General features: G+C 56.4%; 19 protein-coding genes. 14 read left to right on the top strand and 5 right to left on the bottom strand.

All coding sequences use genetic code 11. The features are described from left to right. Position 1: 1 nt before the first annotated feature. From JK223_RS10710 to lplT, 3 genes are all read left to right on the top strand, one after another. Positions 2–1435 carry an efflux transporter outer membrane subunit gene (locus JK223_RS10710; RefSeq protein ID WP_212714177.1) on the top strand — a complete coding sequence of 478 codons (1434 nt, stop codon included), beginning with the start codon at positions 2–4 and terminating at the stop codon, positions 1433–1435. Positions 1436–1597: 162 nt separating this feature from the next. Beyond that, positions 1598–3769 carry a bifunctional acyl-ACP--phospholipid O-acyltransferase/long-chain-fatty-acid--ACP ligase gene (aas, locus tag JK223_RS10705; protein WP_212714176.1) on the top strand — a complete coding sequence of 724 codons (2172 nt, stop codon included), beginning with the start codon at positions 1598–1600 and terminating at the stop codon, positions 3767–3769. Next, on the top strand, positions 3759–4964 hold the full coding sequence (lplT, locus tag JK223_RS10700) for a lysophospholipid transporter LplT (protein WP_371813112.1): 1206 nt from the start codon (positions 3759–3761) through the stop codon (positions 4962–4964). The genes aas and lplT overlap by 11 nt, the downstream gene beginning before the upstream one ends. A gap of 37 nt (positions 4965–5001) precedes the next feature. Here the strand turns inward: lplT and JK223_RS10695 are convergent, their stop codons facing one another. From JK223_RS10695 to mutH, 4 genes are all read right to left on the bottom strand, one after another. Then, the gene (locus JK223_RS10695) at positions 5002–6042 is read right to left on the bottom strand and encodes an NADP(H)-dependent aldo-keto reductase (RefSeq protein ID WP_212714174.1); all 1041 of its coding nucleotides are present in this window, start codon (positions 6040–6042) and stop codon (positions 5002–5004) included. A 119-nt stretch (positions 6043–6161) separates the two neighbouring features. Continuing rightward, the gene (locus JK223_RS10690; protein ID WP_212714173.1) at positions 6162–6386 is read right to left on the bottom strand and encodes a YgdI/YgdR family lipoprotein; all 225 of its coding nucleotides are present in this window, start codon (positions 6384–6386) and stop codon (positions 6162–6164) included. A gap of 184 nt (positions 6387–6570) precedes the next feature. Then, positions 6571–7281: a TerC family protein gene (locus tag JK223_RS10685; protein ID WP_212714244.1), complete on the bottom strand. Its 711-nt coding sequence runs from the start codon at positions 7279–7281 to the stop codon at positions 6571–6573. 72 nt (positions 7282–7353) lie between these two features. Continuing rightward, complete coding sequence (gene mutH / locus JK223_RS10680) at positions 7354–8040, bottom strand: DNA mismatch repair endonuclease MutH (RefSeq protein ID WP_212714172.1); 687 nt, start codon at positions 8038–8040, stop codon at positions 7354–7356. A gap of 684 nt (positions 8041–8724) precedes the next feature. Between mutH and rppH the strand changes: the two genes are divergently transcribed. The 11 genes from rppH (at position 8725) to recD (ending at position 24172) form a co-directional block, all read left to right on the top strand. Further along, positions 8725–9252, top strand: coding sequence for an RNA pyrophosphohydrolase (rppH, locus tag JK223_RS10675; protein ID WP_025902652.1), 528 nt, complete (start codon positions 8725–8727; stop codon positions 9250–9252). A 12-nt stretch (positions 9253–9264) separates the two neighbouring features. Beyond that, positions 9265–11511, top strand: coding sequence for a phosphoenolpyruvate--protein phosphotransferase (gene ptsP / locus JK223_RS10670; RefSeq protein WP_212714243.1), 2247 nt, complete (start codon positions 9265–9267; stop codon positions 11509–11511). A gap of 135 nt (positions 11512–11646) precedes the next feature. Beyond that, entirely contained in the window at positions 11647–12528 is an 882-nt protein-coding gene (gene lgt / locus JK223_RS10665) for a prolipoprotein diacylglyceryl transferase (RefSeq protein ID WP_212714171.1), read from the top strand. Next, the gene (gene thyA, locus JK223_RS10660) at positions 12525–13319 is read left to right on the top strand and encodes a thymidylate synthase (protein ID WP_212714170.1); all 795 of its coding nucleotides are present in this window, start codon (positions 12525–12527) and stop codon (positions 13317–13319) included. The genes lgt and thyA overlap by 4 nt, the downstream gene beginning before the upstream one ends. A 92-nt stretch (positions 13320–13411) precedes the next feature. Then, the gene (locus tag JK223_RS10655; protein ID WP_371813109.1) at positions 13412–13981 is read left to right on the top strand and encodes a prepilin-type N-terminal cleavage/methylation domain-containing protein; all 570 of its coding nucleotides are present in this window, start codon (positions 13412–13414) and stop codon (positions 13979–13981) included. Further along, positions 13981–14544: a prepilin peptidase-dependent protein gene (locus JK223_RS10650; protein WP_212714169.1), complete on the top strand. Its 564-nt coding sequence runs from the start codon at positions 13981–13983 to the stop codon at positions 14542–14544. Before JK223_RS10655 ends, JK223_RS10650 begins: the two co-directional genes overlap by 1 nt. After that, positions 14541–14963 (top strand): DUF2509 family protein, encoded by a 423-nt coding sequence (locus JK223_RS10645; protein WP_212714168.1) that lies wholly within the window; start codon positions 14541–14543, stop codon positions 14961–14963. The genes JK223_RS10650 and JK223_RS10645 overlap by 4 nt, the downstream gene beginning before the upstream one ends. Then, positions 14935–15258: a prepilin-type N-terminal cleavage/methylation domain-containing protein gene (locus tag JK223_RS10640; RefSeq protein ID WP_212714241.1), complete on the top strand. Its 324-nt coding sequence runs from the start codon at positions 14935–14937 to the stop codon at positions 15256–15258. Before JK223_RS10645 ends, JK223_RS10640 begins: the two co-directional genes overlap by 29 nt. Before the next feature lie 80 nt (positions 15259–15338). Further along, a complete protein-coding gene (recC, locus tag JK223_RS10635) occupies positions 15339–18710 on the top strand; it encodes an exodeoxyribonuclease V subunit gamma (protein WP_212714167.1) in 3372 nt (1123 codons plus the stop codon). 49 nt (positions 18711–18759) lie between these two features. Next, entirely contained in the window at positions 18760–22317 is a 3558-nt protein-coding gene (gene recB, locus JK223_RS10630; RefSeq protein WP_212714166.1) for an exodeoxyribonuclease V subunit beta, read from the top strand. Continuing rightward, positions 22310–24172 (top strand): exodeoxyribonuclease V subunit alpha, encoded by a 1863-nt coding sequence (gene recD / locus JK223_RS10625; RefSeq protein WP_212714165.1) that lies wholly within the window; start codon positions 22310–22312, stop codon positions 24170–24172. Before recB ends, recD begins: the two co-directional genes overlap by 8 nt. 50 nt (positions 24173–24222) lie before the next feature. Here the strand turns inward: recD and argA are convergent, their stop codons facing one another. Then, entirely contained in the window at positions 24223–25551 is a 1329-nt protein-coding gene (gene argA / locus JK223_RS10620; protein ID WP_212714164.1) for an amino-acid N-acetyltransferase, read from the bottom strand. Positions 25552–25867 lie beyond the last annotated feature (316 nt).

The raw sequence follows: 25867 nt of genomic DNA, 5'->3' as shown, positions 1-25867 counted from the left end.
GATGAAAACAGTAAAAAAGCTTACCCCGATCTGCCTGGTATTGCTGCTCAGTGGCTGTATGGTCGGCCCGGATTACCATCGTCCGTCGGCAGATGTGCCGATACAGTTTAAAGAAGCGAAAGGCTGGCAACAGGCCACCCCGATGGATGCGGAACCGAAAGGGGAGTGGTGGCGGATCTTTAACGACCCGGAACTGAACCAGCTGATGCCTCAGGTGGCGATTTCCAACCAGAATATTGCTATGTATGCCGCACAGTACCGTGAGGCCCGTGCGCTGGCTGCGCAATCCAAAGCCGCGCTGTTCCCGTCGCTGAGTGCTACCGGCAGCTCGACCCGGGCAGCCAGCCACACCAATGGCAGTTCTCCGGTGCAGAGTATTGCTGACAGCCACTCCGCCCAACTGACCGCCAGCTGGGAAGTGGATCTCTGGGGCAGTCTGCGTCGTCAGCGGGAAGAAGATCGCGCCAGTGCTTCGGCGAGTGCGGCCGAGCTTGCCAATGCCACCCTGAGTGCGCAGTCTGAACTGGCGCAGGACTACTTCCAGCTGCGGATTATGGATGAGCGGATCGCCCTCTATCAGCAGAGTATTACTGCTTATGAAGGCTATCTGCGGGTAATCAATAATAAATACCTGGCCGGTAATGAAGATCGCGGGACGCTGGCGCAGGCACAGATGCAGCTGGCCAGTACCCGGTCAACGGCGCTGGACTATCAGTGGCAGCGCGCGCAACTGGAACACGCCATTGCTCTGCTGATCGGCCAGACACCGTCACAGTTCTCGCTGCCGGCGGCACCGCTGACCGCGACCTTACCGGCCATCCCGGTCAGTCTGCCGGGCAGCCTGTTGCAGCGCCGTCCGGATATCGCCTATGCCGAGCGTAATGTGGCTGCGGCCAACGCGGCGGTCGGGGTGGCGATTGCCGGATACTATCCGGACCTGACCTTGTCGGCCAGCGGCGGCTTTACGTCCAGTGTATTGCACAATCTGTTTTCGTTGCCTGAGCGTGTCTGGTCGCTGGGACCGGAGCTGAGCGGGACGGTTCTGGACTTCGGTGCCACCTCCGCGAAGGTGGAACAGGCCCGCGCCTCCTATGACGCCAGTGTGGCGACCTATCGCCAGACGGTGCTGACGGCGATGCAGGGTGTGGAAGATAATCTGGTCGAACTGAATACCCTGAACGACGAAATCTCGGCCCAGAAAGCCGCCAGTGATGCCGCGGCTGAATCTGCCCGTGTCACCCGCAATCAGTATGATGCCGGGATGATTGACTACCTTGATGTGGCGACCACCGAAAACAGCCGTCTCAGCGCCCGACAGAGCCTGCTGGCACTGCAGAGTACCCAATGGGTGACCAGTGTGGCTCTGGTGGCGGCCCTGGGCGGGGGCTGGAGCACCTCTGACCTGCCGGATGCGCCCGCCGGCAACCCCCGCTAGTTTCCCCATCCTCACTCTTCATTTTTACTCCGGAACCGGTCAGAAAGACGACAGACCGGTGACCGGAGTAAAAAAATAGCGACATTTCGTGCTGATTAATTGTGTCCTGCGACACAAACGTGTTTAATCCGGGGACGACTGTTTGAATATTAAGGAGAGTGGATGTTTAGTCTGTTACGTGGACTCTGCCGTCTGTTCTGGCGGGTGCGGGTGCACGGCGATTTGTCACCCTTTCAGCATGACAAATTACTGATTACTCCTAACCATACCTCTTTTCTTGATGGTGTCTTACTGAGCCTGTTCTTACCGGGTAAACCGGTGTTTGCGGTCTGGTCCGGGCTGTCTGACCGTTGGTACATGAAAGTCGTCCGTTCACTGGTTGAGGTGGTCCCGCTGGACCCGTTAAAACCGGTCTCCGTTAAACAGCTTATTCGTCTGATTAATCAGGGACGACCGGTGGTGATTTTCCCGGAAGGGCGGATCAGTATCACCGGTTCACTGATGAAAGTTTACAGCGGAGCCAGCTTTCTGGCGGCCAGAACCGGAGCGACCGTGGTGCCGGTACGCATCGAGGGAGCAGAATACAGCTGGTTTGCGCGCCAGAGCGGAGAGATCCCGCGTCGCCCCTTCCCGCAGATTAGCCTGCATATCCTGCCTGCCACCCGCATACCGATGCCGGCGGCACCTACCGGACGCCAGCGCCGGGCACAGGCCGGTGAACATCTGCATCATATTATGATGGAAGCCCGGATGGCGGCCCGCCCCAGAGAAACCTTATTTGAAGCCTTCCTGAGTGCGGCAAAACGCTATGGCGCGGGACGGACCTGTATCTCGGATGTCTTATCCCCGGCCGACAGTTACCGGAAACTGCTGAAAAAGATGCTGGGCGTGGCCCGGTTACTCGACAAGTATTGCCCGCCCGCACAGACACCCGGCCTGTTACTGCCCAATACGTCCATCACCCCGGCGGTGATTTTCGGGGCGATTTTACGCGGCCGCGTCCCGGCAATGCTGAATTACTCTGCCGGAGTGCGCGGATTGCAGGTGGCGGTGAATGCAGCCCAAATCACCACTATCTTTACCTCCCGGCAGTTCCTCGATAAGGGCAAACTCTGGCACCTGACCGAAGGACTGCAAGGAGTGAACTGGATCTATCTGGAAGATCTGAAAGGGTCACTGACTGTCCGCGATAAGCTGTGGATCCTCCGTCATCTGCTGCAACCGGAGCGGGCCCATGCCCCGCAGTCCCCGGAGGATGCCGCGGTGATCCTCTTTACGTCCGGCTCGGAAGGTGACCCGAAAGGGGTGGTACACAGCCACAAGAGCCTGCTGGCTAATGTCGAACAGATCCGCACCGTGGCAGATTTCAGACCGGGGGATCGCTTTATGTCTTCCCTGCCGTTATTTCATGCCTTTGGTCTGACGGTCGGTCTGCTGACCCCCCTGTTTACCGGCGCAGAGGCGCTACTTTACCCCAGCCCTCTGCATTACCGCATTATTCCCGAACTGGTTTATGACCGGAACTGCAACGTGCTGTTCGGTACTCCGGCTTTCCTGGCACAGTATGCCCGTTTTGCCGATCCTTATGATTTTGCGCGCATCCGTTATGTGGTTGCCGGTGCTGACCGTCTGCCGGCATCGACCCGTGATCTCTACCTGGAAAAGTTTGGTTTACGCATTCTGGAAGGCTACGGCGCGACAGAATGCGCCCCGGTATTGTCGATCAATGTGCCGATGGCGGCCCGCTTTAATACCGTCGGTCGCATCCTTCCGGCGATGGACTTCCGGCTGATCGCGGTTCCCGGCATCGACGACGGCGGGCGGCTGCAGGTGCGGGGCCCGAACCTGATGAAAGGCTATCTGCGGGCGACGGCCCCCGGGGTGATTGAGCCACCGTCCGCGGATAACGGTGAAGGCGTTATGGAAGCCGGCTGGTATGACACCGGCGACCTGGTCAGTTTTGACAGCGATGGTTTCTGCCGTATTCAGGGCAGGGTGAAACGTTTTGCCAAACTGGCCGGGGAAATGGTCTCGCTGGAGATCCCGGAGACTCTGGCCCTGAAGGTGTCGGCGGAACATCAGCATGCCGCGGTCGTCAGAACCGATGCCACGCGTGGCGAAGCGCTGGTCCTGTTTAGCACGGATAACACGCTGACACGGGACAGGCTGCTGCAGGCGGGGCGTGAGCTGGGCTATAGCGAACTGAGTGTGCCGCGTGATATTCGCTGGCTGCCACAGATGCCCCTGCTGGGCAGTGGCAAACCGGACTATCAGCAACTTAAAACAATGGCTGCGACGACAACACCGTCCACAGTGGTAAAGGATCATGAGTAATATCATTATACCGCCGCCGGCCGGCCGCGGAGGGCTGCGTCCGGTGCTGACCGCGCAATTTTTCTCGGCGTTTGGCGATAACGCGCTGTTATTTGCGACCCTGGCATTGATGAAAAATAATGACTACCCGGCATGGTCGCAACCTGTGCTACAGATGGTTTTCGTGGTGGCCTACATTCTGCTGGCCCCCTTTGTCGGGCAGTTTGCGGACAGCTTTCCTAAAGGCCGGGTGATGATGGTCGCCAACGGCCTGAAATTTATCGGGGCGGTACTGATCGGCATTAATGTTAATCCTTTTATCGGTTACGGACTGGTCGGTGTCGGTGCCGCGGCATACTCCCCCGCGAAGTACGGCATCCTGGGGGAACTGATGCCCGAGGATCAACTGATCCGGGGGAACGGATTAATGGAAAGCTCTACCATTGCCGCGATCCTGCTGGGATCGCTGTCCGGCGGAATGCTTGCCGACTGGCATGTTTCCACGGCCCTGCTGATGTGTGCTGTCATCTACGCACTGGCGGTGCTGGCGAATATCATGATCCCGGGGCTGCCGGCCGCCCGGCCGGCACAATACCGTCATCTGCGGGTGATGCTGGAGGAATTTCTGACCGCCTGCCGCACCCTCTGGCAGGACAGTGAAACCCGCTTCTCGCTGATCGGCACCAGCCTGTTCTGGGGGGCCGGGGTAACGCTGCGTTTCCTGCTGGTGCTGTGGGTGCCGGTGGCATTAGGGATCACCGACAACACCACGCCGACGCTACTGAATGCGCTGGTGGCCGTCGGTATCGTCGGTGGGGCATTGCTGGCCGGCAGGCTGATTACCCTGAAGAATACCCGGCGCTGCTTCCCTGCGGGTATTTTGCTGGGCGGGGTGGTGATTATTTTTACCCTGATGCACCACATGTACACTGCCGGTTTCTGGCTGATCATGGCCGGTGTCTGTGGCGGGGTGTTTGTCGTGCCGCTGAATGCGTTGTTACAGGTTCGAGGCCGGGCATCGGTCGGGGCCGGTTATGCCATTGCGGTACAGAATCTGGGTGAAAATGTCGCCATGCTGGGGATGCTGGCGATCTATACCCTGGCGGTCAGACTGGGCGCACCTCCGGTTGCGACCGGCTGTGCCTTCGGCGGCTTATTCGCATTGGGGATCACACTGCTCTGGAGCTGGCAGTGGCTGAAACACCGTCGCCAGTGAGGTTTCTGCACCGCGTGGCGGTGCAGAAAAAGGCCGGTCAGGGGGCAGGGTAGGTAAAGCGGCGATGGATAGCTTCCAGCTCTGCGATGACTTCTGCACTCAGCGTGAGATTAGCACTGTCGATATTGATTTTCAGCTGTTCGAGAGTGGTGGCACCCAGCAGGGTACTGGCGACAAAAGGTTGCTGGCGGACAAATGCCAGTGCCATCTGTGACGGGTCCAGCCCGTGCCGCTCAGCCAGTGCCACATAGGCTGCAATCGCCTGTGATGACTGCTCACCGGAGTATCGGGTAAAACGGCTGAAAAGGGTATTTCTCGCCCCGGCAGGTTGCCTGCCATTCAGGTATTTTCCGCTTAGCGTACCAAAAGCCAGCGATGAGTAAGCCAGCAGCTCTACCCCTTCATACTGACTGATTTCTGCCAGACCGACTTCAAAACTGCGATTCAGCAGGCTATACGGGTTCTGAATGGTCACAATCCGTGGCAGGTCATGCTTTTCTGCCAGTTGCAGATAGCGCATCACGCCCCATGCGGTTTCGTTAGATACCCCGATATAACGGATCTTGCCGGCACGGACCTGCTCAGTCAGTGCCTCCAGGGTCTCCAGCAGGGTCACCGGTACGTTTTCGTCGGTATACTCATAGCCCAGACGACCAAAAAAGTTGGCAGGCCGTTGTGGCCAGTGCAACTGATAGAGGTCGAGATAATCGGTATTCAGTCGCTGCAGGCTGGCATCTAAGGCGGCACGGATATTTTTACGGTCCAGCGCCTGCCCCGGACGGATCGAGGCATCATTGCCACGTACCGGACCGGCCACTTTACTCGCCAGTACGATTTTGTCGCGGTTACCGGTCTTCTTCAGCCAGCTGCCGATATATTTTTCCGTCAGTCCCTGGGTTTCCGGGCGTGGCGGAACGGGATACATCTCGGCAGTATCGATCAGGTTAATTCCCTGTCTCAGGGCAAAATCGAGCTGTGCGTGGGCATCGGCTTCACTGTTTTGCTCACCAAAGGTCATGGTACCCAGTCCCAGCTGACTGACTTCCAGCGAACTATGGGGAATGCGGTGATAATGCATTGCTGGCTTCCTTCTGTGGTTACGGGTAAAAAAGGCCTCTCCGGACTATAACCGGCGAAATGATGGCGCGAAAGGAAAAAAGTACCCGCGACTGCCGCCGGAACAGCGGCAGGCTGAAATCAGCGTTCGATAATGCCGGAAATCTCATCCCCGTTGATCTGAACCTGATTCCCTGACTCATCGGTGTACTGGACGAGCCCTGTATCTTTATCGATCTCCGGTTTGCCTTGGGTCATGATCATATGGCCGTCTTTGGTGGCCATGACATAATGGCTGCTGCAGCCGCCGAGCAGCAGTGCGCTGAGCATCAGGCCGCCGCCTGCAATGATACGTAATCCGTTCATGGCTCTCCTCATGTGCAGTTGTCATTTTATTACAGGTTATAGTAATAAATGATTTCTCTGCCACAGACAAACAGCAGCGCTATGAAACCGACGATAAAGCGCAAAAAAACGTGAAAATCAGATAAAAACCGGGATGTCCGGCGGAAGTTTCCCGTCACAGAGACGGCCTTCCGCCGGCGGAGGGCTAATGTGATTTGTTCTTACTTCGCAAAAGGTTAAGCATCTCCACGCCCATCGAGAAGAACATGGCGAAATAGATATAGCCTTTCGGTACGTGTATCGACACACTCTCCAGGATCAGGGTGAAGCCGACCAGGATCAGAAATGCCAGCGCCAGCATCTTAATGGTCGGATGACGGTCAACGAACTCGCCGATAGCCTTTGCCGCAAACATCATCATAATCACCGCAATTACCACTGCGGCCATCATAATAAACAGATGGTCAGACAGACCCACGGCGGTGATCACTGAATCCAGGCTGAAAATAATATCGAGCAGCATGATCTGGATAATCGCCCCGGCAAAAGAAGACACGCGACTCTCGTGCACTTCTTCGCCCCCTTCGATGGTTTCATGGATCTCTTTGGCCGATTTCCAGATCAGGAACAGCCCGCCCGCCATCAGAATAAGATCCCGCAGCGATAGGGCATGATCAAACACGGTAAACAGCGGATGAGTCAGTCGCACCACCCAGGCGATAGACGCCAGCAGTGCCAGACGCATCAGCATCGCCGCCATCAGACCCAGTTTACGGGCTTTATCCTGTTGTTTCTCAGGGAGCTTAGCCACCACCAGCGACAGAAAAATAATATTGTCGATACCCAGAACCACTTCCAGCACTATCAGTGTCCCCAGCGCCAGCCAGGCATTGGGATCAGCAATCCACTCAAACATATTCACATCAATCCTAAACGAAAGCTAAACAGAGAGTATAACCGGGCAGGATTAATCGGTTACAGTAAAAAATCACAGCAGAAAATGGCGGGCCAGCAGCGGCCCGGTAAAGGTTTTCTTCAGATAGAAGCCGCGTGGCAGCGTCATGATGGGCTGGCCCTGTGCCCCGATGCCCTCCGTGAGGGCTTTACGGTTGGCGGCTTTCGGGCGGATTTGCAGATACTGACCGTGGCGGGCGGTAATTTTATCCACGTCACCCAGTACAATCATTTCCATCAGTTCCTCCCAGTCCGCGCGCAGCTGTTCCTCCTCTTCCGGGGTAGGGCTCCACAATAACGGGGTGCCTATCCGTCGCTGTTTCAGGGGCAGGGACCGTTCACCTTCCACCGGCACCCATAAGACACGCGATAACTTATGACGCAGGTGGCAGTGCTGCCAGCTGACACCGGTATTACCGGTTAACGGCGCAACACAGACAAAGGTGGTTTCCAGTGGCTGCCCCCGGCTATCCACAGGTATGGTTTTCAGTTCGATCCCCAGATGCGCAAAGTCCTGTTCCGCCTTACTGCCTGCCGACGCCCCGAGGTGCCATTCGATCAGGGTCCCTATCCAGCCCTTATCCCGGCGAAGATCGGCCGGCACCGGCAGGAAGAACGTGGCAGCCAGTTCTTCCAGTGTTTGTCCGGCGAGCGCATAAGCACGCTGCAGTAATACCTGTTCATTTTCCGGGGCGGCCAGAGGTGCCGGCGAGTCAGACATAAGCCCTCATTTAACTGATTAAAAAACAACCTGCCAGGCGGGGGGATTTATTGATACGCCTGAATGCAGTGAGTAAATCTAATAATAGCATGATTCAACGCACTTTTTTATGTACCCGGCGGGATGTCAGAAGAACAGGGGCCAGCGTTATACCTGTTTGTCATGGGTAATAAACAGGATTATACGCAGAGTTATCCACAGAAAAATGGGATAACTGTGTATGACCCTGACTACTGGTTCGATTTACAGCCTTGACTTTAGCGGTCCGTGCAATTTTTTTTGCGATGGTGGATAACATATCACCATAAACTGTGGATAAAAATAGCGATGGTTATTTTTTGTTCTGCTCGCTAAGTTATTTGCGGCACGGCCCGTAAAACCCTTAGTTTTTGCCTGTGGTTAATTGCTTAACTAAATGAAATATAGCAATTTATTTTTTATTTCCTCACCCGGTACTTTACGGGGGATTTCGCTATTATTCAGGGAAATCCCGTGTTCTGCACAAAGCTATCCACAGAAAAGGTGCATAAAATCAGGCTCTCTGACCGGTCTCTGTTTATAACTCTAAGGTTTTTTGTGGGTTATCCCTGATTTATTCTGTCGAATCCCTGTCAGCCAGTGGTTTACCGCCTGTAAGGAGTATGAAACAATCAGGCTATCTAAAGATAGCTTTGAGGTAGTCTGGTGATCGATGATGATGGCTACCGCCCGAATGTTGGGATTGTAATCTGTAACAGGCAAGGACAGGTTCTGTGGGCCAGGCGTTTCGGACAACACTCCTGGCAGTTTCCTCAGGGAGGCATTAATCCCGGAGAGACCCCGGAACAGGCGATGTATCGGGAATTGTTTGAAGAAGTCGGCTTACATCGTAAAGATGTACGGATTATCGCCTCTACCCGTAACTGGTTGCGTTACAAATTGCCCAAACGTTTGGTGCGTTGGGATACCCGGCCGGTGTGTATCGGCCAGAAACAAAAATGGTTTCTGCTGCAACTGCAATGCCACGAGAATGCCATTAATGTCCAGGGAAGCAGTACCCCTGAATTTGATGGCTGGCGCTGGGTAAGTTTCTGGTACCCGGTGCGCCAGGTTGTCTCTTTCAAACGTGATGTCTATCGCCGCGTGATGAAAGAGTTCGCGACTGTGGTGATGTCTGCAACAGAGAATTCACTGCCACGCAGTCAACAGCCCGGCCGAAGAAAAAGAGGATAGAGCATGGCGCTGATGCTCACCCGGTTACGCGATATTGTAGAAAAGGTAGCCAGTGCTTCCAGACTCAATGAAGCACTCGATATACTGGTGAATGAGATCTGCCAGGCGATGGAAACCGAGGTCTGCTCGGTGTACCTGGCCGATCAGGAGCGTCAGTGCTATTACCTGATGGCAACCCGCGGTCTGAAAAAACCGCGTGGTCGCACCATTACTCTGGCTCTGGATGAAGGGATTGTCGGACTGGTCGGTCGCCTGGCCGAACCGATTAACCTGGCCGACGCCCAGAGCCATCCCAGCTTCAAATTTATTCCTTCCGTAAAAGAAGAGCATTATCGCTCGTTTCTGGGCGCACCTATCATCAACCGTCGTCAGGTGCTTGGTGTTCTGGTGGTTCAGCAGCGTGAATTACGCTCGTTTGACGAGTCAGAAGAGTCCTTTCTGGTCACCCTGGCGACCCAGGTCGGTACGCTGCTTTCCCAGTCGCAGGTAGGGCAGCTATTCGGGGTATTTCGTCAGAGCCGTATCCGTGCCATTGCCGCCTCACCCGGGGTTGCGGTCGCCCCGGGCTGGGTTGACCATATTCAGCCAACCCTCGAACAGGTCACCCCGGCCTCGACGCTGGATACGGCGCAGGAACGCGAACGTCTGTTACGGGCGATGAGTGAAGCCGGCGACGAATTCCGTCGCTACAGTAAGCGCTTCTCCGGCAGTATTCAGAAAGAGAGCGCGGCCATTTTTGACCTTTACTCTCACCTGCTGAGTGACCCGCGGCTGAAGAAAGACCTGCTCAGTGAGATAGACCAGGGTGCCGTGGCCGAATGGGCCGTTAAAACCGTGATCGAGCAGTACGCCGGGCAGTTTGCTGACCTGAAAGATGCGTATCTGCGCGAACGCAGCGGCGATATTCGTGAACTCGGGCAGCGTTTACTGTTCCATCTCGATGACAGCCTGCATGGCACCAATGCCTGGCCGGAACGTTTTGTGCTGGTGGCGGATGAACTGACCGCGACGGCACTGGCCGAAGTGCCTCCGGAACGGTTGATAGGCGTAGTGGTCCGCGACGGTGCGGCGAACTCCCATGCCGCCATTCTGACCCGGGCCATGGGCATCCCGGCGGTTATGGGAGCGGATATCCGTCCCGGACAGTTACACAAACATCTGCTGATTGTTGACGGTTACCGGGGGGAATTACTGATAGACCCTGAGCCGATACTGATCAAAGAGTATCAGCGGCTGATCCGCGAAGAGAATGCGCTCAGCGAAACCGCCGAGACCGTCGCCGGGCAGCCAGGGGTCATGAAACACGGTGAACCGGTGACTATCCTGCTGAATGCTGGTCTGAGTGCCGAGCTTGAGCAGACGATGGGAGACCGGGTCGATGGTGTCGGCCTGTACCGTACCGAAGTGCCTTTTATGTTGCAGAGTGGCTTTCCGTCGGAAGAAGAGCAGGTCGCGCAATATCAGGGCATGCTGCAGGTCTTTAATAATAAGCCGGTGACCCTGCGTACCCTGGATATCGGGGCCGATAAACAGCTGCCGTATATGCCCATCAGCGAAGAAAACCCCAGCCTGGGCTGGCGGGGAATTCGTCTGACGCTCGACCAGCCGGAAATTTTTCTGGTTCAGGTGAGGGCGATGCTGCGTGCCAATGCGGCCTCCGGTAACCTTAAAATTCTGTTACCGATGATCACCAGTATCGAGGAGATCGATGAGGCCCGTAAACTGATCGAGCGGGCAGGGCATGAAGTCGAAGAGATGCTGGGCTACGAGATCCCGCGGCCTCAGGTCGGTGTCATGATAGAAGTACCGTCGATGATTTTTCTGATACCGCAGGTGGCCCGTACGGTTGACTTTATTTCGGTCGGGACCAACGACCTGACGCAGTATCTGCTGGCCGTTGACCGGAATAATACCCGGGTGGCAAACCTTTACGACTCGCTGCATCCGTCGGTACTGAAAGCGATGTATCAGATTAACTTAGAGGCGCGGCGCCATAACCTGCCGATCAGTGTGTGTGGTGAAATGGCCGGTGACCCGATGAGTGTGCCGCTGCTGACCGGGATGGGGTACCGCCATTTAAGTATGAACGGTAAAAACGTATCGCGGGTGAAATACCTGCTGCGTCACCTGGATTGCAGCGAGACAGAGCAACTGGTTGCACAGGTATTACAGGCCAGTACCGCGAGTGAAGTCCGTTATCAGGTGGCCGTCTTTATGGAGCGGCGGGGACTCGGAGGGTTGATCCGCGGCGGACGTTAGCGGCTCATCCCCGTTTACATTTAGCCACCCCCGGCCCCGGGTGGCTGTGCTATCATGCGCAACTCTTCGCGGTCTTCACCGGTAAAATGGTTTTTCCGGTGACAGGCTTTCAGATAGAAAGAATAATGGTGAAAGATGACTAACGGCTATATCGCTTTTCCAAAATTTGACCCGGTGATTTTTTCTATCGGTCCGGTATCACTGCACTGGTACGGATTGATGTATTTGATCGGCTTTATTTTCGCTATGTGGCTGGCCGGACGTCGCGCCGATAAACCCGGCAGTGGCTGGACCCGTAATGAAGTCGAAAATCTGCTCTATGCCGGGTTCCTCGGGGTCTTCCTGGGCGGAAGGATCGGTTATGTGCTGTTTTATAACCTGCCGCTGTTTTTACAGAATCCATTGTATCTCTTCAAAGTCTGGGATGGCGGGATGTCCTTCCATGGCGGCCTGATCGGCGTCATCGTGGTCATGCTGGTGTTTGCCCATCGTACCGGCCGTAACTTTTTCCAGGTCTCTGACTTTATTGCACCGCTGATCCCTTTCGGGCTGGGTGCCGGACGTCTGGGTAATTTTATCAATGGCGAATTATGGGGCCGCGTCGACCCGAACTGTCCATGGGCGATGTTATTCCCGGGCTCGAGGGATGAGGATCTGGCACTGGTCGCGACGCATCCGCAGTGGCAGTCATTACTGAACACCTACGGTGTCCTGCCACGTCATCCGTCACAGCTCTATGAACTGCTGCTGGAAGGGGTGATCCTGTTTATCATCCTGAATGTATTTATTCGCAAACCGCGCCCGCTGGGAAGTGTGTCAGGTCTGTTCCTGATTGGTTACGGCGCTTTCCGTATCATCGTTGAATTCTTCCGCCAACCGGATGCCCAGCTGGGTCTGTTTGACGGTGTGATCAGTATGGGGCAAATCCTGTCGATTCCGATGATTCTGGCCGGTGTGATTATGATGATTTGGGCTTACCGTAGAAGCTCGCTGAAACAACCGGGTGAAGTAAAATGAAACAGTATCTGGAACTGATGCAGAAAGTCTTAAACGAGGGTGCATCAAAAGATGACCGTACAGGTACCGGCACATTGTCGATATTTGGTCACCAGATGCGCTTTGATCTGCAGCAGGGCTTTCCGCTGGTCACGACCAAAAAGTGTCATATCCGCTCCATTATTCATGAGTTGCTCTGGTTCCTGAAAGGGGAAACCAACATTGCTTATCTGAAGGAGAATAAGGTCACTATCTGGGATGAGTGGGCAGACGAACAGGGTGATCTGGGGCCGGTCTATGGTCGTCAGTGGCGGAGCTGGCCTTCGGCAGACGGCCGCCATATCGACCAGATCAGTGAGGTCATTCGTCAGCTGAAACAGGACCCGGATTCACGGCGTATTATTGTTTCTGCATGGAACGTCGGTGAACTGGACAAAATGGCGCTGGCACCCTGCCATGCGTTCTTCCAGTTCTATGTGGCGGATGGCCGTCTGAGCTGTCAGTTGTATCAGCGCTCGTGTGACGTCTTCCTGGGCCTGCCGTTTAATATCGCCAGCTATGCCTTACTGGTGCATATGGTCGCCCAGCAGTGCGATTTGCAGGTGGGTGATTTTGTCTGGACCGGCGGGGATACTCACCTGTACAACAACCACCTTGAGCAGGCGCGTCTGCAACTGACCCGGGAGCCACGCCCGTTACCGGTGCTGAAAATCAAGCGTAAGCCTGATTCCATCTTCGATTACACCTTCGATGATTTTGAGATTGAAGGCTATGATCCTCACCCGGCGATCAAGGCCCCGGTCGCCGTCTGAGTTCATCCGCGCAGTAAACGCATCACGGCGGTAGTGCATTGGCACTGCCGCTTTTTTTTGCCTCTCCGCACAAATCCCGCTGAATCTCTGAGGTGACCGGTCTTTTTCTGCGTAGCCGCCCGGAGGCTGTCGCGTTGCCGGAGTACCGGCTGCTTTTTCTGCCGCATACTGCGGATATGAATAACAACACTCACCTTTCTTCGGATGGATTCACTTTGCCTGAACTGGCACTGGTCCTGCTGATCACTGCCTTACTGGCGGGCGGCGGCGGCCTGTTCTGGCAGGGCTGGCGTGAGCAACAGCAACTGGCAGAGACGGCGACCGGTTTACAGGTGTTTCTTGCCGGGGTCCGCGAGGTTGCGAACCGCACCAATCGTCATCTGCCGCTGGCCATTTATCGCAGTGGCGATATCTGGTGCGTGGACACCCGTCCTCAGGCAGAGCGCAACGGATGTTTGCGGACGGCCCGTTTTGTCTGGCGCGCGCCCTATCCGCAGATACAGTTACTGGCGGTGCTCGGGGAGCCCGGGTTTTACGGTCGCCGGAATGTTGCGCGGGCAGGCAGCCTGGAGTTTGGTACACCCGCCCGGCGCATGCGGGTGATTATTTCGTCGCGGGCGAGGATAAGGCTCTGTCAGCCAGCGGCAGGGGGATGCGAATAATGCCGAAACCGGGGAAACGCAGCGGAAAGCGTCACGGCTTTACCCTGGGGGAAATGTTGCTGGCCCTGCTGATCAGCAGCGGTATCTTTCTGGGCGCGGCGCGATTTTTCCCGCATCTGGTCCGGAACAACGGACGACTGCAACAGCAAACCCTGCTGGCACAGGAAGTCCATGAACTGCTGCTGATGCTGGAAAAACATTTCCGGCGTGCGGGGTACTGCGAAAAGCCGCCCTGTGCCCGTCCGCCGGTCATACTGAGTGCCGATGGTCGCTGCCTGATAGTGCGGTTACAGTCGCGGCGCTATGTGCCGGGAGAGGTTTCCGGTAGCCTGAAAAATGACAGTTACGGCTTCCGCTGGCGGGATAAACGCCTGGAGACTCAGCGGGGGGTAACAGGCTGTGACGGCTCCGGGTGGGAAGGCGTTAATGATCCGGCATCGCTGCAGATTATGCGATTACGCTTTCTGCGTGAGCGTTCCCGGCTGGGGGTGGAACTGACGGCCAGCGCCGGTTCCGGAGTGACGCTGACGCGACGGCACTGGGTGCTGTCCGAAAACCTGTGAAACAGCGGGGCAGCTCACCGCTGCTGATTGTCGTTTTGCTGTTGCTGATGGGGAGCCTGTTATTGCAGGCCAGTGAACGGATCTTACGGGCCGGTATGCCGGGAGGGAGCGATGAATATCATTACCTGCAGGATTTCTTTCAGGCCGCATCGTCACTGGCCTGGGGTGGACAGCAACGCTGGGAAGACCATGAGGGATGGCAATGCCGGCAGTCCCCGGAAGAAGGCTGGCGCAGTTGCCTGTTATGGCAGACCCGCGAACGCGGGATATTACGCGGGCAATCGGCCAATGGCGAGATACTGCTCTGGCGATGGGTTCAGCCAGCAGATGCGGCCCGTTCGCGTATTACCGCCATCCCTGCTGGCTGGAGTGACCTTTGCCCGTTACCCGATGAACGGGAATGCCGGCAGGGGCTTTAGTCTGGCTGAATGCCTTATCGCTTTACTGATCCTCTCACTCAGCGTTTTGCTGCTCAGTCAGTACCATCGGCAACTGGTCAGCAGTTACCAGCGACAATGGGCACAACGCGATGCCGTACGGGCTGCTGCTCAGGTACTGGCGGGCAAGCCCCCCGCCGGCTGGCGCAGTGATGTCAGCCGTCAGCCTGCGGCAGACGGCTGTGTGCGGGTAATCGCACATACGGAAGGACCATTTCGCCGGCAGGCCACCCTGCAACAACTGTTTTGTCCGCCCTTTGGTGATCGTTTACCGTAATAAGTGGGCGCGGGGCTTGCAACCGGAAGATGAGCAGGTAGAGTGACGTGGCAGAGACGGCAGGCGTCGCAGGAGACAATATGTTCAGGGTCTATCATTCAAATCAGCTGGATATTTTAAAAGATCTGACGGCACACCTTATCAAAAGGGAGCCGTTAGCTGATCCGTTCAGTAAAGAGGTCGTACTGGTGCAGAGTCCCGGTATGGCTCAGTGGCTGCAAATGGCGCTGGCGGAAGAGTTTTCGGTGGCCGCGAATATCGGGTTTCCGCTACCGGCCAGTTTTATCTGGCAGATGTTTGTCTGCGTACTCCCCGGTATCCCGAAAGAAAGTGCCTTCAATAAAAGCGCCATGAGCTGGAAGCTGATGACGTTACTGCCCGGACTTCTGTCACAGGACACCTTTCTGCCGCTCCGCCATTACCTGAACGATGATGATGATAAACGTAAGCTGTTTCAGTTAAGCACCCGCATTGCTGACCTGTTTGACCAGTATCTGGTGTATCGTCCGGACTGGCTGAACCTGTGGGAACAGCAACAACAGGTCGATGGTCTGGGAGAGGCGCAGCAGTGGCAGGCGCCTCTGTGGCGGGCGCTGGTCGCGTATACCGCCGAACTGGAACAGCCCGAATGGCACCGTGCTAACCTCTATTCCCGGTTTATTGAAGCTCTGGAAAATTGTGACACTCCGCCGGAAGGCCTGCCGCCACGGGTTTTTATCTGCGGTATCTCAGCACTGCCGCCGGTGTATCTGCAGGCCCTGCAGGCCCTGGGCCGCCATATTGATATCCATCTGCTATTTACTAACCCTTGTCGTGATTACTGGGGGGATATCCGTGACCCGGCATTTCTGGCGAAGCTGCAAAGCCGTCAGCGTAAGCTGCATCAGTCTTCACAGCAACGCCCGCTGTTCCGTGACCCGGGGCAGGCCTCATCGCTGTTTGGTCCGGACGGGGAACAGCAACTGACGCAACCACTGCTGGCTTCGTGGGGGAAACTGGGGCGCGATAACCTCTATTTGCTGGCGCAGATGGACGCTCTGGATAATGAAATCGATGCCTTTGTCGAACCGGGGCACGATACGCTACTGCACTCGCTACAGCAGGATATTCTGACGCTGGAAGATCACGCTGTGATCGGTATTACGACGGAAGAATTTAATAACAGCAGTGCCCGGCGGTTGCTGAACCCGCAGGATGACTCCTTTACCCTGCGGGCCTGCCACAGTCCGCAGCGTGAAGTCGAGGTGGTACAGGATTACCTGCTGGGGCTGATGGATGCCGATCCGACGTTAAAGCCCCGCGATATTATCGTGATGGTATCCGATATCGACAGTTACTCCCCCTTTATTCAGTCGGTATTTACCGATGTCAGCCGTGAACGGTATCTGCCTTTTGCCATTTCTGACCGCAGGGCAAGCCAGGCACACCCGGTGATCCAGGCCTTTCTGCAGTTACTGTCCTTACCGGACAGCCGGTTTACCTCTGAAGATATTCTGGCTCTGCTGGAGGTGCCAGCCCTGGCGGAACGTTTTGCCATTGATGAACAGGGCCTGCGGACACTGCGCCATTGGGTCGATGAGTCGGGAGTGCGCTGGGGGCTGGATGACAGCAGCGTCAGTGATCTCTCACTGCCTGTGACCGGCCAGCATACCTGGCAGTTCGGCCTGCAACGGATGCTGCTGGGCTATGCGCTGGAAAGTGAGCAGGGCGACTGGCAGGGGATCCTGCCCTATGATGAATCTGCCGGATTGCAGGCCGAACTGGCCGGGCAACTGGCAGAACTGCTCAGTTGTCTGGCCGAATGGCGACAGCGTCTGCGGCAGTCACTGACACTGGAAGCGTGGCAGCCCTGTTGCCGTGAACTGATCGATACCTTTTTTGCCGGCGACACGGACAGCGAAACGGCCCTGGTACTGATTGATGAACAGTGGCGTCAACTGCTGGAGCAGGGGCTGGAGTCCCGCTATCCGGGCGAGGTTCCTGTAACGGTGCTGCGCGATGAACTGCGCAGCCGTCTGGAACAGGAGCGGATCAGCCAGCGGTTCCTGGCCGGTCAGGTGAACTTCTGTACCCTGATGCCGATGCGCTCAATCCCGTTTAAAGTGGTCTGTCTGCTGGGGATGAATGACGGCGTTTATCCGCGCACCCTGACCCCTTCCGGATTTGACTTGATGCAGCAGTCCCCGCGAAAAGGGGACCGCAGCCGGCGTGATGATGACCGCTATCTGTTTCTTGAGGCCTTGCTCTCTGCCAGGGACCGGCTCTACATCAGCTATATCGGGCGCAGTATCCGTGACAATGCCGAACGGCTGCCGTCGGTACTGGTCAGTGAACTCTGTGAATATGTTACCCGCAGCTTCCGCCTGCCCGGCAGTGAATCACTGAATGTGGATGACAGTGCGCAGCAGGTGATGCAGCACCTGTTATATCAGCATAGCCGCACCCCGTTTGCCCCGGAAAACTTTATTGCGGAACATGCCCGTCAAAGTTTTGCCAGCGAGTGGCTGCCGGCGGCCAGTGGTCAGGGGCTGCCGGTCCCGGCGTTTGTGACGCCGCTGGAACCGTTCAGTCCGGAAGAGGTGTCGCTCGACCAGTTACTGCGTTTCTGGCGTCATCCGGTACGGGCGTGGTTTACCCAGCGTCTGGGGATCAGTTTCCTGGCGCAGGAGGATGAATTGCCGGACACTGAACCGTTTGAGCTGGATAACCTGCAACGCTATCAGATCAACACTCAGCTGCTGAATACTCTGGTCAGCCGGCATGACAGCGAACAGTTTTTCAGACGGCAGCGGATGGCAGGACATCTGCCTTACGGGGCCTTTGGTAACATTTTCCGGGATAAACAACTCAGTGAAATGCAGGACATCGCCGCCAGAGTCAGCGACCAGTTGACGGAAAGCCGCAGTGTGGAAGTGGATCTGACTCTCTCATTGCGCCTGACCGGCTGGCTGACCGGGGTTCAGGATGACGGCATACTGCGCTGGCGTCCGGGGGAACTGAATCTCAGCGATGGTTTACTGCTATGGATAGAACATGTGGTGAGTTGTGCACTGGGCATGCCGGGGATCAGCCGCATGTATGGCCGCCATGACAGTTGCTGGCGGTTTATGCCACTGGGGCAGGAAGAGGCGATGCAACAACTGGAAAAACTACTGACAGGCTACCTGCAGGGGATGAATAGCCCGTTAATGTTGCTGAACCGCAGCGGCGGGGGCTGGTTGCAGGCCTGCCTGAATAAAGAGCTGCAGCTTGCCGGTGACGAAGAGACCCTGCGCAAAGCCCTGCAGAAACTCACCGAGGGCTGGCAGGGTACCGTACTGATCCCGGGGGAAGGGGAAGACCCTTACCTGCAGCGTCTGTGCCGTGAACTGAATGAGGATACCGTGAATGCCATTTGTCAGGCCGCTGAAACCTGGTATCTGCCGGTACTCCGTGCCCATACGCCGGAATAACGGCGGCATTCACGATGATCCTCCTGAACTGACTAACGAGTAGACACCCATGAATTCTCAGCAGGCTGAAGCGCTGGACCCGTTAATTCTGCCATTACAGGGAGAGAGGCTGATAGAGGCCTCTGCGGGCACCGGTAAAACATTTACCATCGGTATCCTCTACCTGCGCCTGTTACTCGGGCTGGGCGGAGAGAAAGCATTTCACCGGCCCTTAAGCGTCGAAGAGATCCTGGTGGTGACCTTTACCGAGGCCGCAACCGCCGAATTACGCGGGCGTATTCGTCACAACATCCATGAACTGCGTATTGCCTGTCTGCGCTATGCCGATGATCCGCAACAGGTGTCGGCACAGTGGCGGCCACTGATTGAGCAGATAGAGGATATCACTGCGGCAACGGAGCTGCTGCTGGCGGCAGAACGTCAGATGGATGCCTCCTCCGTCTTTACCATTCATGGCTTTTGTCAGCGGATGCTGAATATGAACGCGTTTGAGTCCGGTATGTTGTTTGAACAACAGCTGGTGGAAAACGAACAGCAACTGCTCAGTCAGGCTGCCGCCGATTTCTGGCGTCGTTATTGTTACCCGCTGGAAGAAGAGGTGGCCCGTGAGGTCCTGAAAACCTTTACCGGTCCGGAGCACCTGCTGGCGTCCCTGCAACCCTGGCTGCAGGGAGAAATGCCGGTCATCTCTCCGGCACCGTCAGACAATGAAAGCCTGACCGAACGGCACCGCAGGAATATTGCCCGTATTCAGGCCATTAAGCAGGCCTGGGGCGAGGCGGCGGCAGATCTGCTGCCGCTGATCCAGGATTCCGGTGTCGATAAGCGCAGTTACAGTAGTAAACACTTACCTTCGTGGATAGAAAAGCTGACGGCCTGGGCCGCAGAAGAGACCTGTGATTATCTGGTCCCGAAGGAACTGGAACGCTTTCAGCAGTCGGTACTGGCAGAAAAAACGAAAAAAGGGGCGGTGCCGGAACACCCTCTGTTCACTCAGGCAGAACGTTTTCTGCAGAAAAAAGTCACCTTATATGATTGCCTGGTGGGGCATGCGCTGCGTGAAATCCGCCAGTCCGTTTATCAGCAGAAACGCCAGCAGGCATTACTCAGTTTTGATGACTTACTGAGCCGTTTTGACCACGCCCTGGGCCAGGCCGCCGGGGCCAGCCTGGCAGAGTCTGTCCGTCAGCGATACCCGGTCGCGATGATCGACGAATTCCAGGACACGGACCCGCTCCAGTACCGGATTTTCCAGGCGATCTATGGCGGACAGCCGGAAAATGCGATGCTACTGATTGGCGATCCGAAACAGGCGATTTACGCGTTTCGTGGTGCAGACATTTTTACCTATATTTCGGCAAGGAAAAAAGTCAGTGCTCACTACACGCTGGGGACTAACTGGCGCTCCTCTCCCGGTATGGTGAGCAGTGTGAACCGGTTATTCTCTCAGAGCGATAACCCCTTTGTTTTTAACGATATTCCGTTTTTACCGGTGGCGGCGGCCGGTAAAAATAATCCGCTGCGCCTGCATTATGACGGGGAGTGCCAGCCGGCCATGCGATTCTGGCTGCCGCCCACCGATGCGATGGGGGTTAGTGAGTACCAGCATTTTATGGCACAACTGGCAGCGGCGGACATCGCACGCTGGCTGATTGCCGGTCAGCAGGGACGGGCCTGCTTTATTGATGCTGCGCAGCAAAAAATACCGGTCAGTGCGGCGGATATTACCGTGCTGGTGCGCAGTCGTCAGGAAGCCTCCCTGATGCGCAAGGCCTTACAGAACAAAGGCATCAATTCCGTCTACCTGTCGGGGCGCGACAGCGTTTATCAGACGGCGGAAGCCCGTGAGTTATTATGGCTGCTGCAGGCGATACTGGCCCCTGAACAGGAACGAACCCTGCGTACCGCGCTGGCCACCTCCCTGATGGGGCTGAGTGCGGTACAGATTGAAGAAATCAGTCAGGACAGCCGTCAGTGGGACCTGATGACAGACCGCTTTGCCGGCTGGCAGCAACTCTGGCGGAAATCGGGCATTCTGCCGATGTTACGCCATCTGATGATACAGCAGCAGTTACCGGAAAACCTGCTGGCCAGTGACGGCGGTGAACGCAGGCTGACCGATATCATGCACCTCGGGGAACTGTTACAGGAAGCCGCGGTTCAGCTCGACAGCCCGCATGCGCTGGTGCGCTACCTGTCACGGCAGATCCTGCGTCCCGATATTAACGGCAGCAATCAGCAACTGCGTCTGGAAAGCGATCGGCACCTGGTGCAGATTGTGACTATTCATAAATCCAAAGGGCTGGAATATCCGCTGGTCTGGCTGCCGTTTATTGCCGCTTACCGGCCTGCCGCCTCTGCGCTCTACCATGACCGGCAGAATTACCAGGCGGTGCTTGACCTGGAAAAAGAGGAGGCAAGTCTCGAACTGGCCGAGCAGGAGCGGCTGGCAGAAGATTTGCGTCTGCTGTACGTGGCGGTCACCCGTTCTGTATGGCATTGCAGTCTCGGCATCGCCCCGTTGTTCCGCGGTAACCGTAAACAGCAGGGGGAGACCGATCTGCACCACAGTGCCATCGGATACCTGATTCAAAAGGGGCAGGCGCTCAGTGCGGATGGCCTGCGTGAACGGCTGGCTGCGCTGGCGAATGAACAGATGGTGGTGAGCGAACCCTATCCGGAAGAGATCCCCGCGTTTACAGACCACCCGGAGGCCGAACCGCAACTGACCAGCCGGCGTCTGAGCCGTTCGCTGAACGATGCCTGGCGTGTGACCAGTTACTCCGGTCTGCAACATCATCACGGTACCCGGTTACTGGATATTATGCCCGGCTTTGATATTGATGCCGCCGGAGAGCAGCAGGACGACGATGAACAGCAGCTGACCGCGCATCATTTTCCGCGTGGTGCCGGGCCCGGAACCTTCCTGCATAGCCTGTTTGAACAACTGGATTTTACACAGCCCGTCCCCGGCGAGTGGCTGAGCGAGCAGGTCGCTGCCCACGGCTATCCGCCACATTGGGTACCGGTGCTGCAGCAATGGCTGGATACCCTGCTGCAGACCCCGTTAGCGGAGGATCAATTGTCGCTTTCCTGTCTGCAGCCAAAAGATCTGCTGGTGGAAATGGAATTCTATCTTCCGATTAAAACATTGCTGCGTCCTGAACGGCTGGATGCGCTGATGCGTCGTTATGATCCGCTTTCACAGCAGGCGGGGGCCGTCGATTTTCAGCAGGTGAAAGGCATGCTGAAAGGCTTTATCGATCTGGTGTTTCGCTGGCAGGGTAAATATTATCTGCTGGATTATAAGTCTAACTGGCTGGGTGCCGACAGTTCTGCCTATACCCCGCAGGCGATGGCACAGGCGATGATCGACCACCGGTACGATATGCAATATCAGCTCTATTCGCTGGCGCTGCATCGTTATCTTCGGCACCGGATAGCGGATTATGACTATCGCCAGCACTTCGGGGGCGTGTTTTACCTCTTCCTGCGTGGAATGGGCGGTGAACAGCCGGAAAATGGGGTGTTTTTCACCCGCCCGGAGGAAGACTTTATTGATCAGCTGGATGCGCTGTTTGCCGGGCCGGAGGATACCGATGTCTGAATTTGACTCATTGCTGAAGCAGGCGCAGGAACAACAGATGTTCCGGCCTCTGGATTTGCGGTTCGCTGCGTTGACTGAGGGGGGCGGATCACCCGCCCGCCGTCTGGCGGCGGCCTGCCTGAGTGCCGGCACCGGAGAAGGGCATGTCTGTTTGCCCTTATCGCTGCTTTCGCCGGCCTCTCTGTTTGCCGGACGACAACTGGCGCTGGCTGAAGCTCTCTGGCAGGCCGCCGCCGCCCCGGAGAATGAGGATGACTGGCTGACAGTGCTGGAGGGCTGGGATGCGGTAAGTGATGGCTCACAATCCACACCGCTGGTGCTGGCTCACCGTAAGCTCTACCTGCACCGGATGTGGCTCTACGAAAAGCAGGTCGCCCGCTTTTTTTCTGACGGGTTGACGACTGCGCCAGCGGATCCCGGGCAGATCCGCCAGGTACTGGACGGCTTGTTCGGGGAGGAGGGCAATAACTGGCAGAAGGTGGCGGCGGCCGTCGCACTGACACGTCAGTATTCCGTGATCTCCGGCGGTCCGGGAACCGGTAAGACGACGACGGTTGCCCGACTGCTGGCCGCCTTGCTCACCCTGGAGCCTGGCCGTTTACGCATCCGCATGGCGGCACCGACCGGGAAAGCCGCGGCCAGGCTGACCGAATCGCTGGGGAACGCATTACAGGCGCTGCCGGTCAGCGATGCGCTGAAAGCCCGTTTTCCGCAGGAGGCAACCACCCTGCACCGGCTGCTGGGGGCACAACCGGCCACCCGGCGCCTGCGCTATCATGCCGGTAACCCGCTGCATCTGGATGTGCTGGTAGTGGATGAAGCCTCGATGGTGGATCTTTCGATGATGGCCTCGCTGATCAGTGCGCTGCCGCCTGCGGCCAGAGTTATTTTTCTGGGCGACCGTGATCAGCTGGCTTCCGTTGAGGCCGGTGCTGTACTCGGTGACCTTTGCCGTAGCGCGGAATTCGGCTATAGCCCGGCCCGTGCGGCAGAACTGGGGGCGCTGACCGGCGCGGATATTGCCGGTACAGAAGCCGCTCAGGCTCCCGCGGTGCGTGACAGCCTGTGTCTGTTACAACAGAGTTACCGGTTTTCGTCCGGTTCAGGGATCGGGCAACTGGCTGCAGCCGTTAATCAGGGCGATCTGTCGCGGCTGGCGGCTGTCCGGGGCCAGGATTTCCGGGATATCCGGTTATGCCCGCTGGATTCTGCGGAGCAATGGCAGTCGATGCTGAATGATATCAGCCTGGGCTATGCCGGAATGATAGAAAAGGTGAATAACCATGCCTCCCCGGCAGAAGTGTTACTTACCTTCAGCCGCTATCAGTTGCTCTGCGCGTTACGCGAAGGTCCGTTTGGCGTCAGCGGTCTGAATCAGCGCATTGAACAGCGCCTGAGGCAACAGCAGCGGCTACCGCCGGCCGCCGGAAGCGGTAATCTTTATGCCGGACGTCCGGTGATGATCACCCGTAATGACAATGCTCTGGGGCTGTTTAACGGTGATATTGGCATCATTATGTTCGATGAAACGCAACAGCTGAAAGCGCACTTCCTGCTGCCGGATGGCAGTGTAAAAGCGGTTCACCCCAGTCGTTTACCGCCGCATGATACGGCCTGGGCAATGACGGTTCACAAATCGCAAGGCTCGGAGTTTGATCATACGGCTCTGGTGCTGCCGGCCCGGTACAGCCCGGTTCTGAGCCGGGAACTGGTATACACCGCCATTACCCGGGCGCGGACACAACTGACCATTTACAGTGATGAAGCCGTATTTACGCGGGCGATACAGTCACGTACCCGCAGACGAAGCGGATTAAGTGACCAGCTGGTGAATGAACCGCCGCGGGCTGACTGACGGTAAAAAGAGGACGGCATCCTCCCGGCAGGGAAGATGCCGTGGCAGGATCAGTCCAGGCTCAGCATCAGGACTTTGGAACGGCGCTGGTAGTTGTACATTTTCTTTTTGGTTTCAGGCAGAGATTCGATATCGACCGGCACGAATCCCCGTTCCTGGAACCAGTGGATACTGCGGGTAGTCAGGACGAATATTTTAGTCAGGCCCATCGCGCTGGCCTGATGACAGATATGCTGTAACAGTAATTCGCCGCGTGAAGAACTGCGGTATTCCGGGTGCACCGCCACACAGGCCATTTCCCCGATCTGTTCTTCAGGGAAGGGGTAGAGGGCAGCACAGGCAATGGTCAGATTATCCCGTACCACGACGGTGAATTTATTGATTTCCATTTCCAGCTGTTCACGGGAACGACGCACCAGGATCCCCTGTTCCTCAAGCGGGCGGATCAGTTCTAGGATCCCCCCGATATCATCGATGGTCGCTTTACGGATTTTTTCGGCCGATTCCATCACCACCTGCGTCCCGATTCCGTCGCGCGAAAAAAGCTCCTGTAACAGGGTGCCATCTTCCAGATAGCTGATCAGGTGACTGCGGGGAACCCCGCTACGGCAAGCCTGCACGGCTCCCCGCAGGAAGCGTACGGTTCCCGACAGATAATTCCCCTGTTGCTCAAAGCTGTCGATACGTTGCTGAGCCTGGTCGGGGAACATTTCCGAAATAATATTACCGTCATCATCACTGACGCCCTGCTCGGAACAGAAGCCAATCATCTTTTCAGCTTTCAGTTTAATGGCGACCTGAGTCGCAATCTCTTCTGAAGTAAGGTTAAAACTTTCACCGGTGACTGACACCGCGACCGGCCCCAGTAACACGATAGCGCCGCTGTCCAGCTGACGGTGGATAGCGGCATGGTCGATGCGGCGGATACGGCCTGAATGGCAGTAATCCACGCCATCATCCACACCCAGAGGTTGCGCGATAATAAAATTGCCGCTCACCACATTAATATGCGCGCCCTGCAAAGGGGTATTGTTCAGGCTCATCGACAGACGAGCCGTGATATCCAGTTGCAGACGACCGGCCGCCTGTTTTACCAGCTCAAGCGAGGCGGCATCTGTCACACGGGTAAATTTGTGATAGTTCGGCGTCAGCTGATGATCGGCGAGATTGGCATCTATCTGAGGCCGTGCCCCGTAGACCAGCACCAGACGGATACCCAGGCTATGCAGCAGACCGATATCGTTGACAATCCCGGAGAAGTTGGTGTGCTCGATGGCTTCGCCGCCGAGCATGATGACAAACGTTTTGCCGCGATGGGCATTAATATAGGGGACGGTATGGCGAAACCCCTGAACTAATTCGGTACTACGTTCCTTCACGGCGATCTCCGGGTGAATGATTATTCGTTTTTTGTGTATTTTTATTCCTTTATAGCCCTTAATGCAAGTATTGTGTTTAAGCGGAAGCTGCGTTGGTCGCGGAGTTTGACAGGCAGATAGCTACTACTATCAGTCAGTTACTTTTCTAAGCGGCGGGGAGAAGGATTAAAAGTTTTCGGATATTAAGTGATTTTTGAGTGATTTTTGCACAGTGACCGGTGATCATTAAGTCCTGACTGCTGACTGCTGACTGCTGACTGCTGACTGCTGACTGCTGACTGCTGACTGCTGACTGCTGACTGCTGACTGCTGACTG

Source organism: Tatumella sp. JGM118 (genome assembly GCF_018257515.1).
Lineage (GTDB): Bacteria > Pseudomonadota > Gammaproteobacteria > Enterobacterales > Enterobacteriaceae > Tatumella > Tatumella terrea.
This window is presented reverse-complemented; position numbering and strand designations above follow the sequence as displayed.

Coding starts and splice junctions, on each gene's coding strand:
- JK223_RS10710 (WP_212714177.1), top strand. CDS start 2: ATGAAAACAGTAAAAAAGCTTACCCCGATCTGCCTGGTATTGCTGCTC.
- aas (WP_212714176.1), top strand. CDS start 1,598: ATGTTTAGTCTGTTACGTGGACTCTGCCGTCTGTTCTGGCGGGTGCGG.
- JK223_RS10695 (WP_212714174.1), bottom strand. CDS start 6,042: ATGCATTATCACCGCATTCCCCATAGTTCGCTGGAAGTCAGTCAGCTG.
- JK223_RS10690 (WP_212714173.1), bottom strand. CDS start 6,386: ATGAACGGATTACGTATCATTGCAGGCGGCGGCCTGATGCTCAGCGCA.
- JK223_RS10685 (WP_212714244.1), bottom strand. CDS start 7,281: ATGTTTGAGTGGATTGCTGATCCCAATGCCTGGCTGGCGCTGGGGACA.
- mutH (WP_212714172.1), bottom strand. CDS start 8,040: ATGTCTGACTCGCCGGCACCTCTGGCCGCCCCGGAAAATGAACAGGTA.
- ptsP (WP_212714243.1), top strand. CDS start 9,265: ATGCTCACCCGGTTACGCGATATTGTAGAAAAGGTAGCCAGTGCTTCC.
- lgt (WP_212714171.1), top strand. CDS start 11,647: ATGACTAACGGCTATATCGCTTTTCCAAAATTTGACCCGGTGATTTTT.
- thyA (WP_212714170.1), top strand. CDS start 12,525: ATGAAACAGTATCTGGAACTGATGCAGAAAGTCTTAAACGAGGGTGCA.
- JK223_RS10650 (WP_212714169.1), top strand. CDS start 13,981: ATGCCGAAACCGGGGAAACGCAGCGGAAAGCGTCACGGCTTTACCCTG.
- JK223_RS10640 (WP_212714241.1), top strand. CDS start 14,935: ATGAACGGGAATGCCGGCAGGGGCTTTAGTCTGGCTGAATGCCTTATC.
- recC (WP_212714167.1), top strand. CDS start 15,339: ATGTTCAGGGTCTATCATTCAAATCAGCTGGATATTTTAAAAGATCTG.
- recB (WP_212714166.1), top strand. CDS start 18,760: ATGAATTCTCAGCAGGCTGAAGCGCTGGACCCGTTAATTCTGCCATTA.
- recD (WP_212714165.1), top strand. CDS start 22,310: ATGTCTGAATTTGACTCATTGCTGAAGCAGGCGCAGGAACAACAGATG.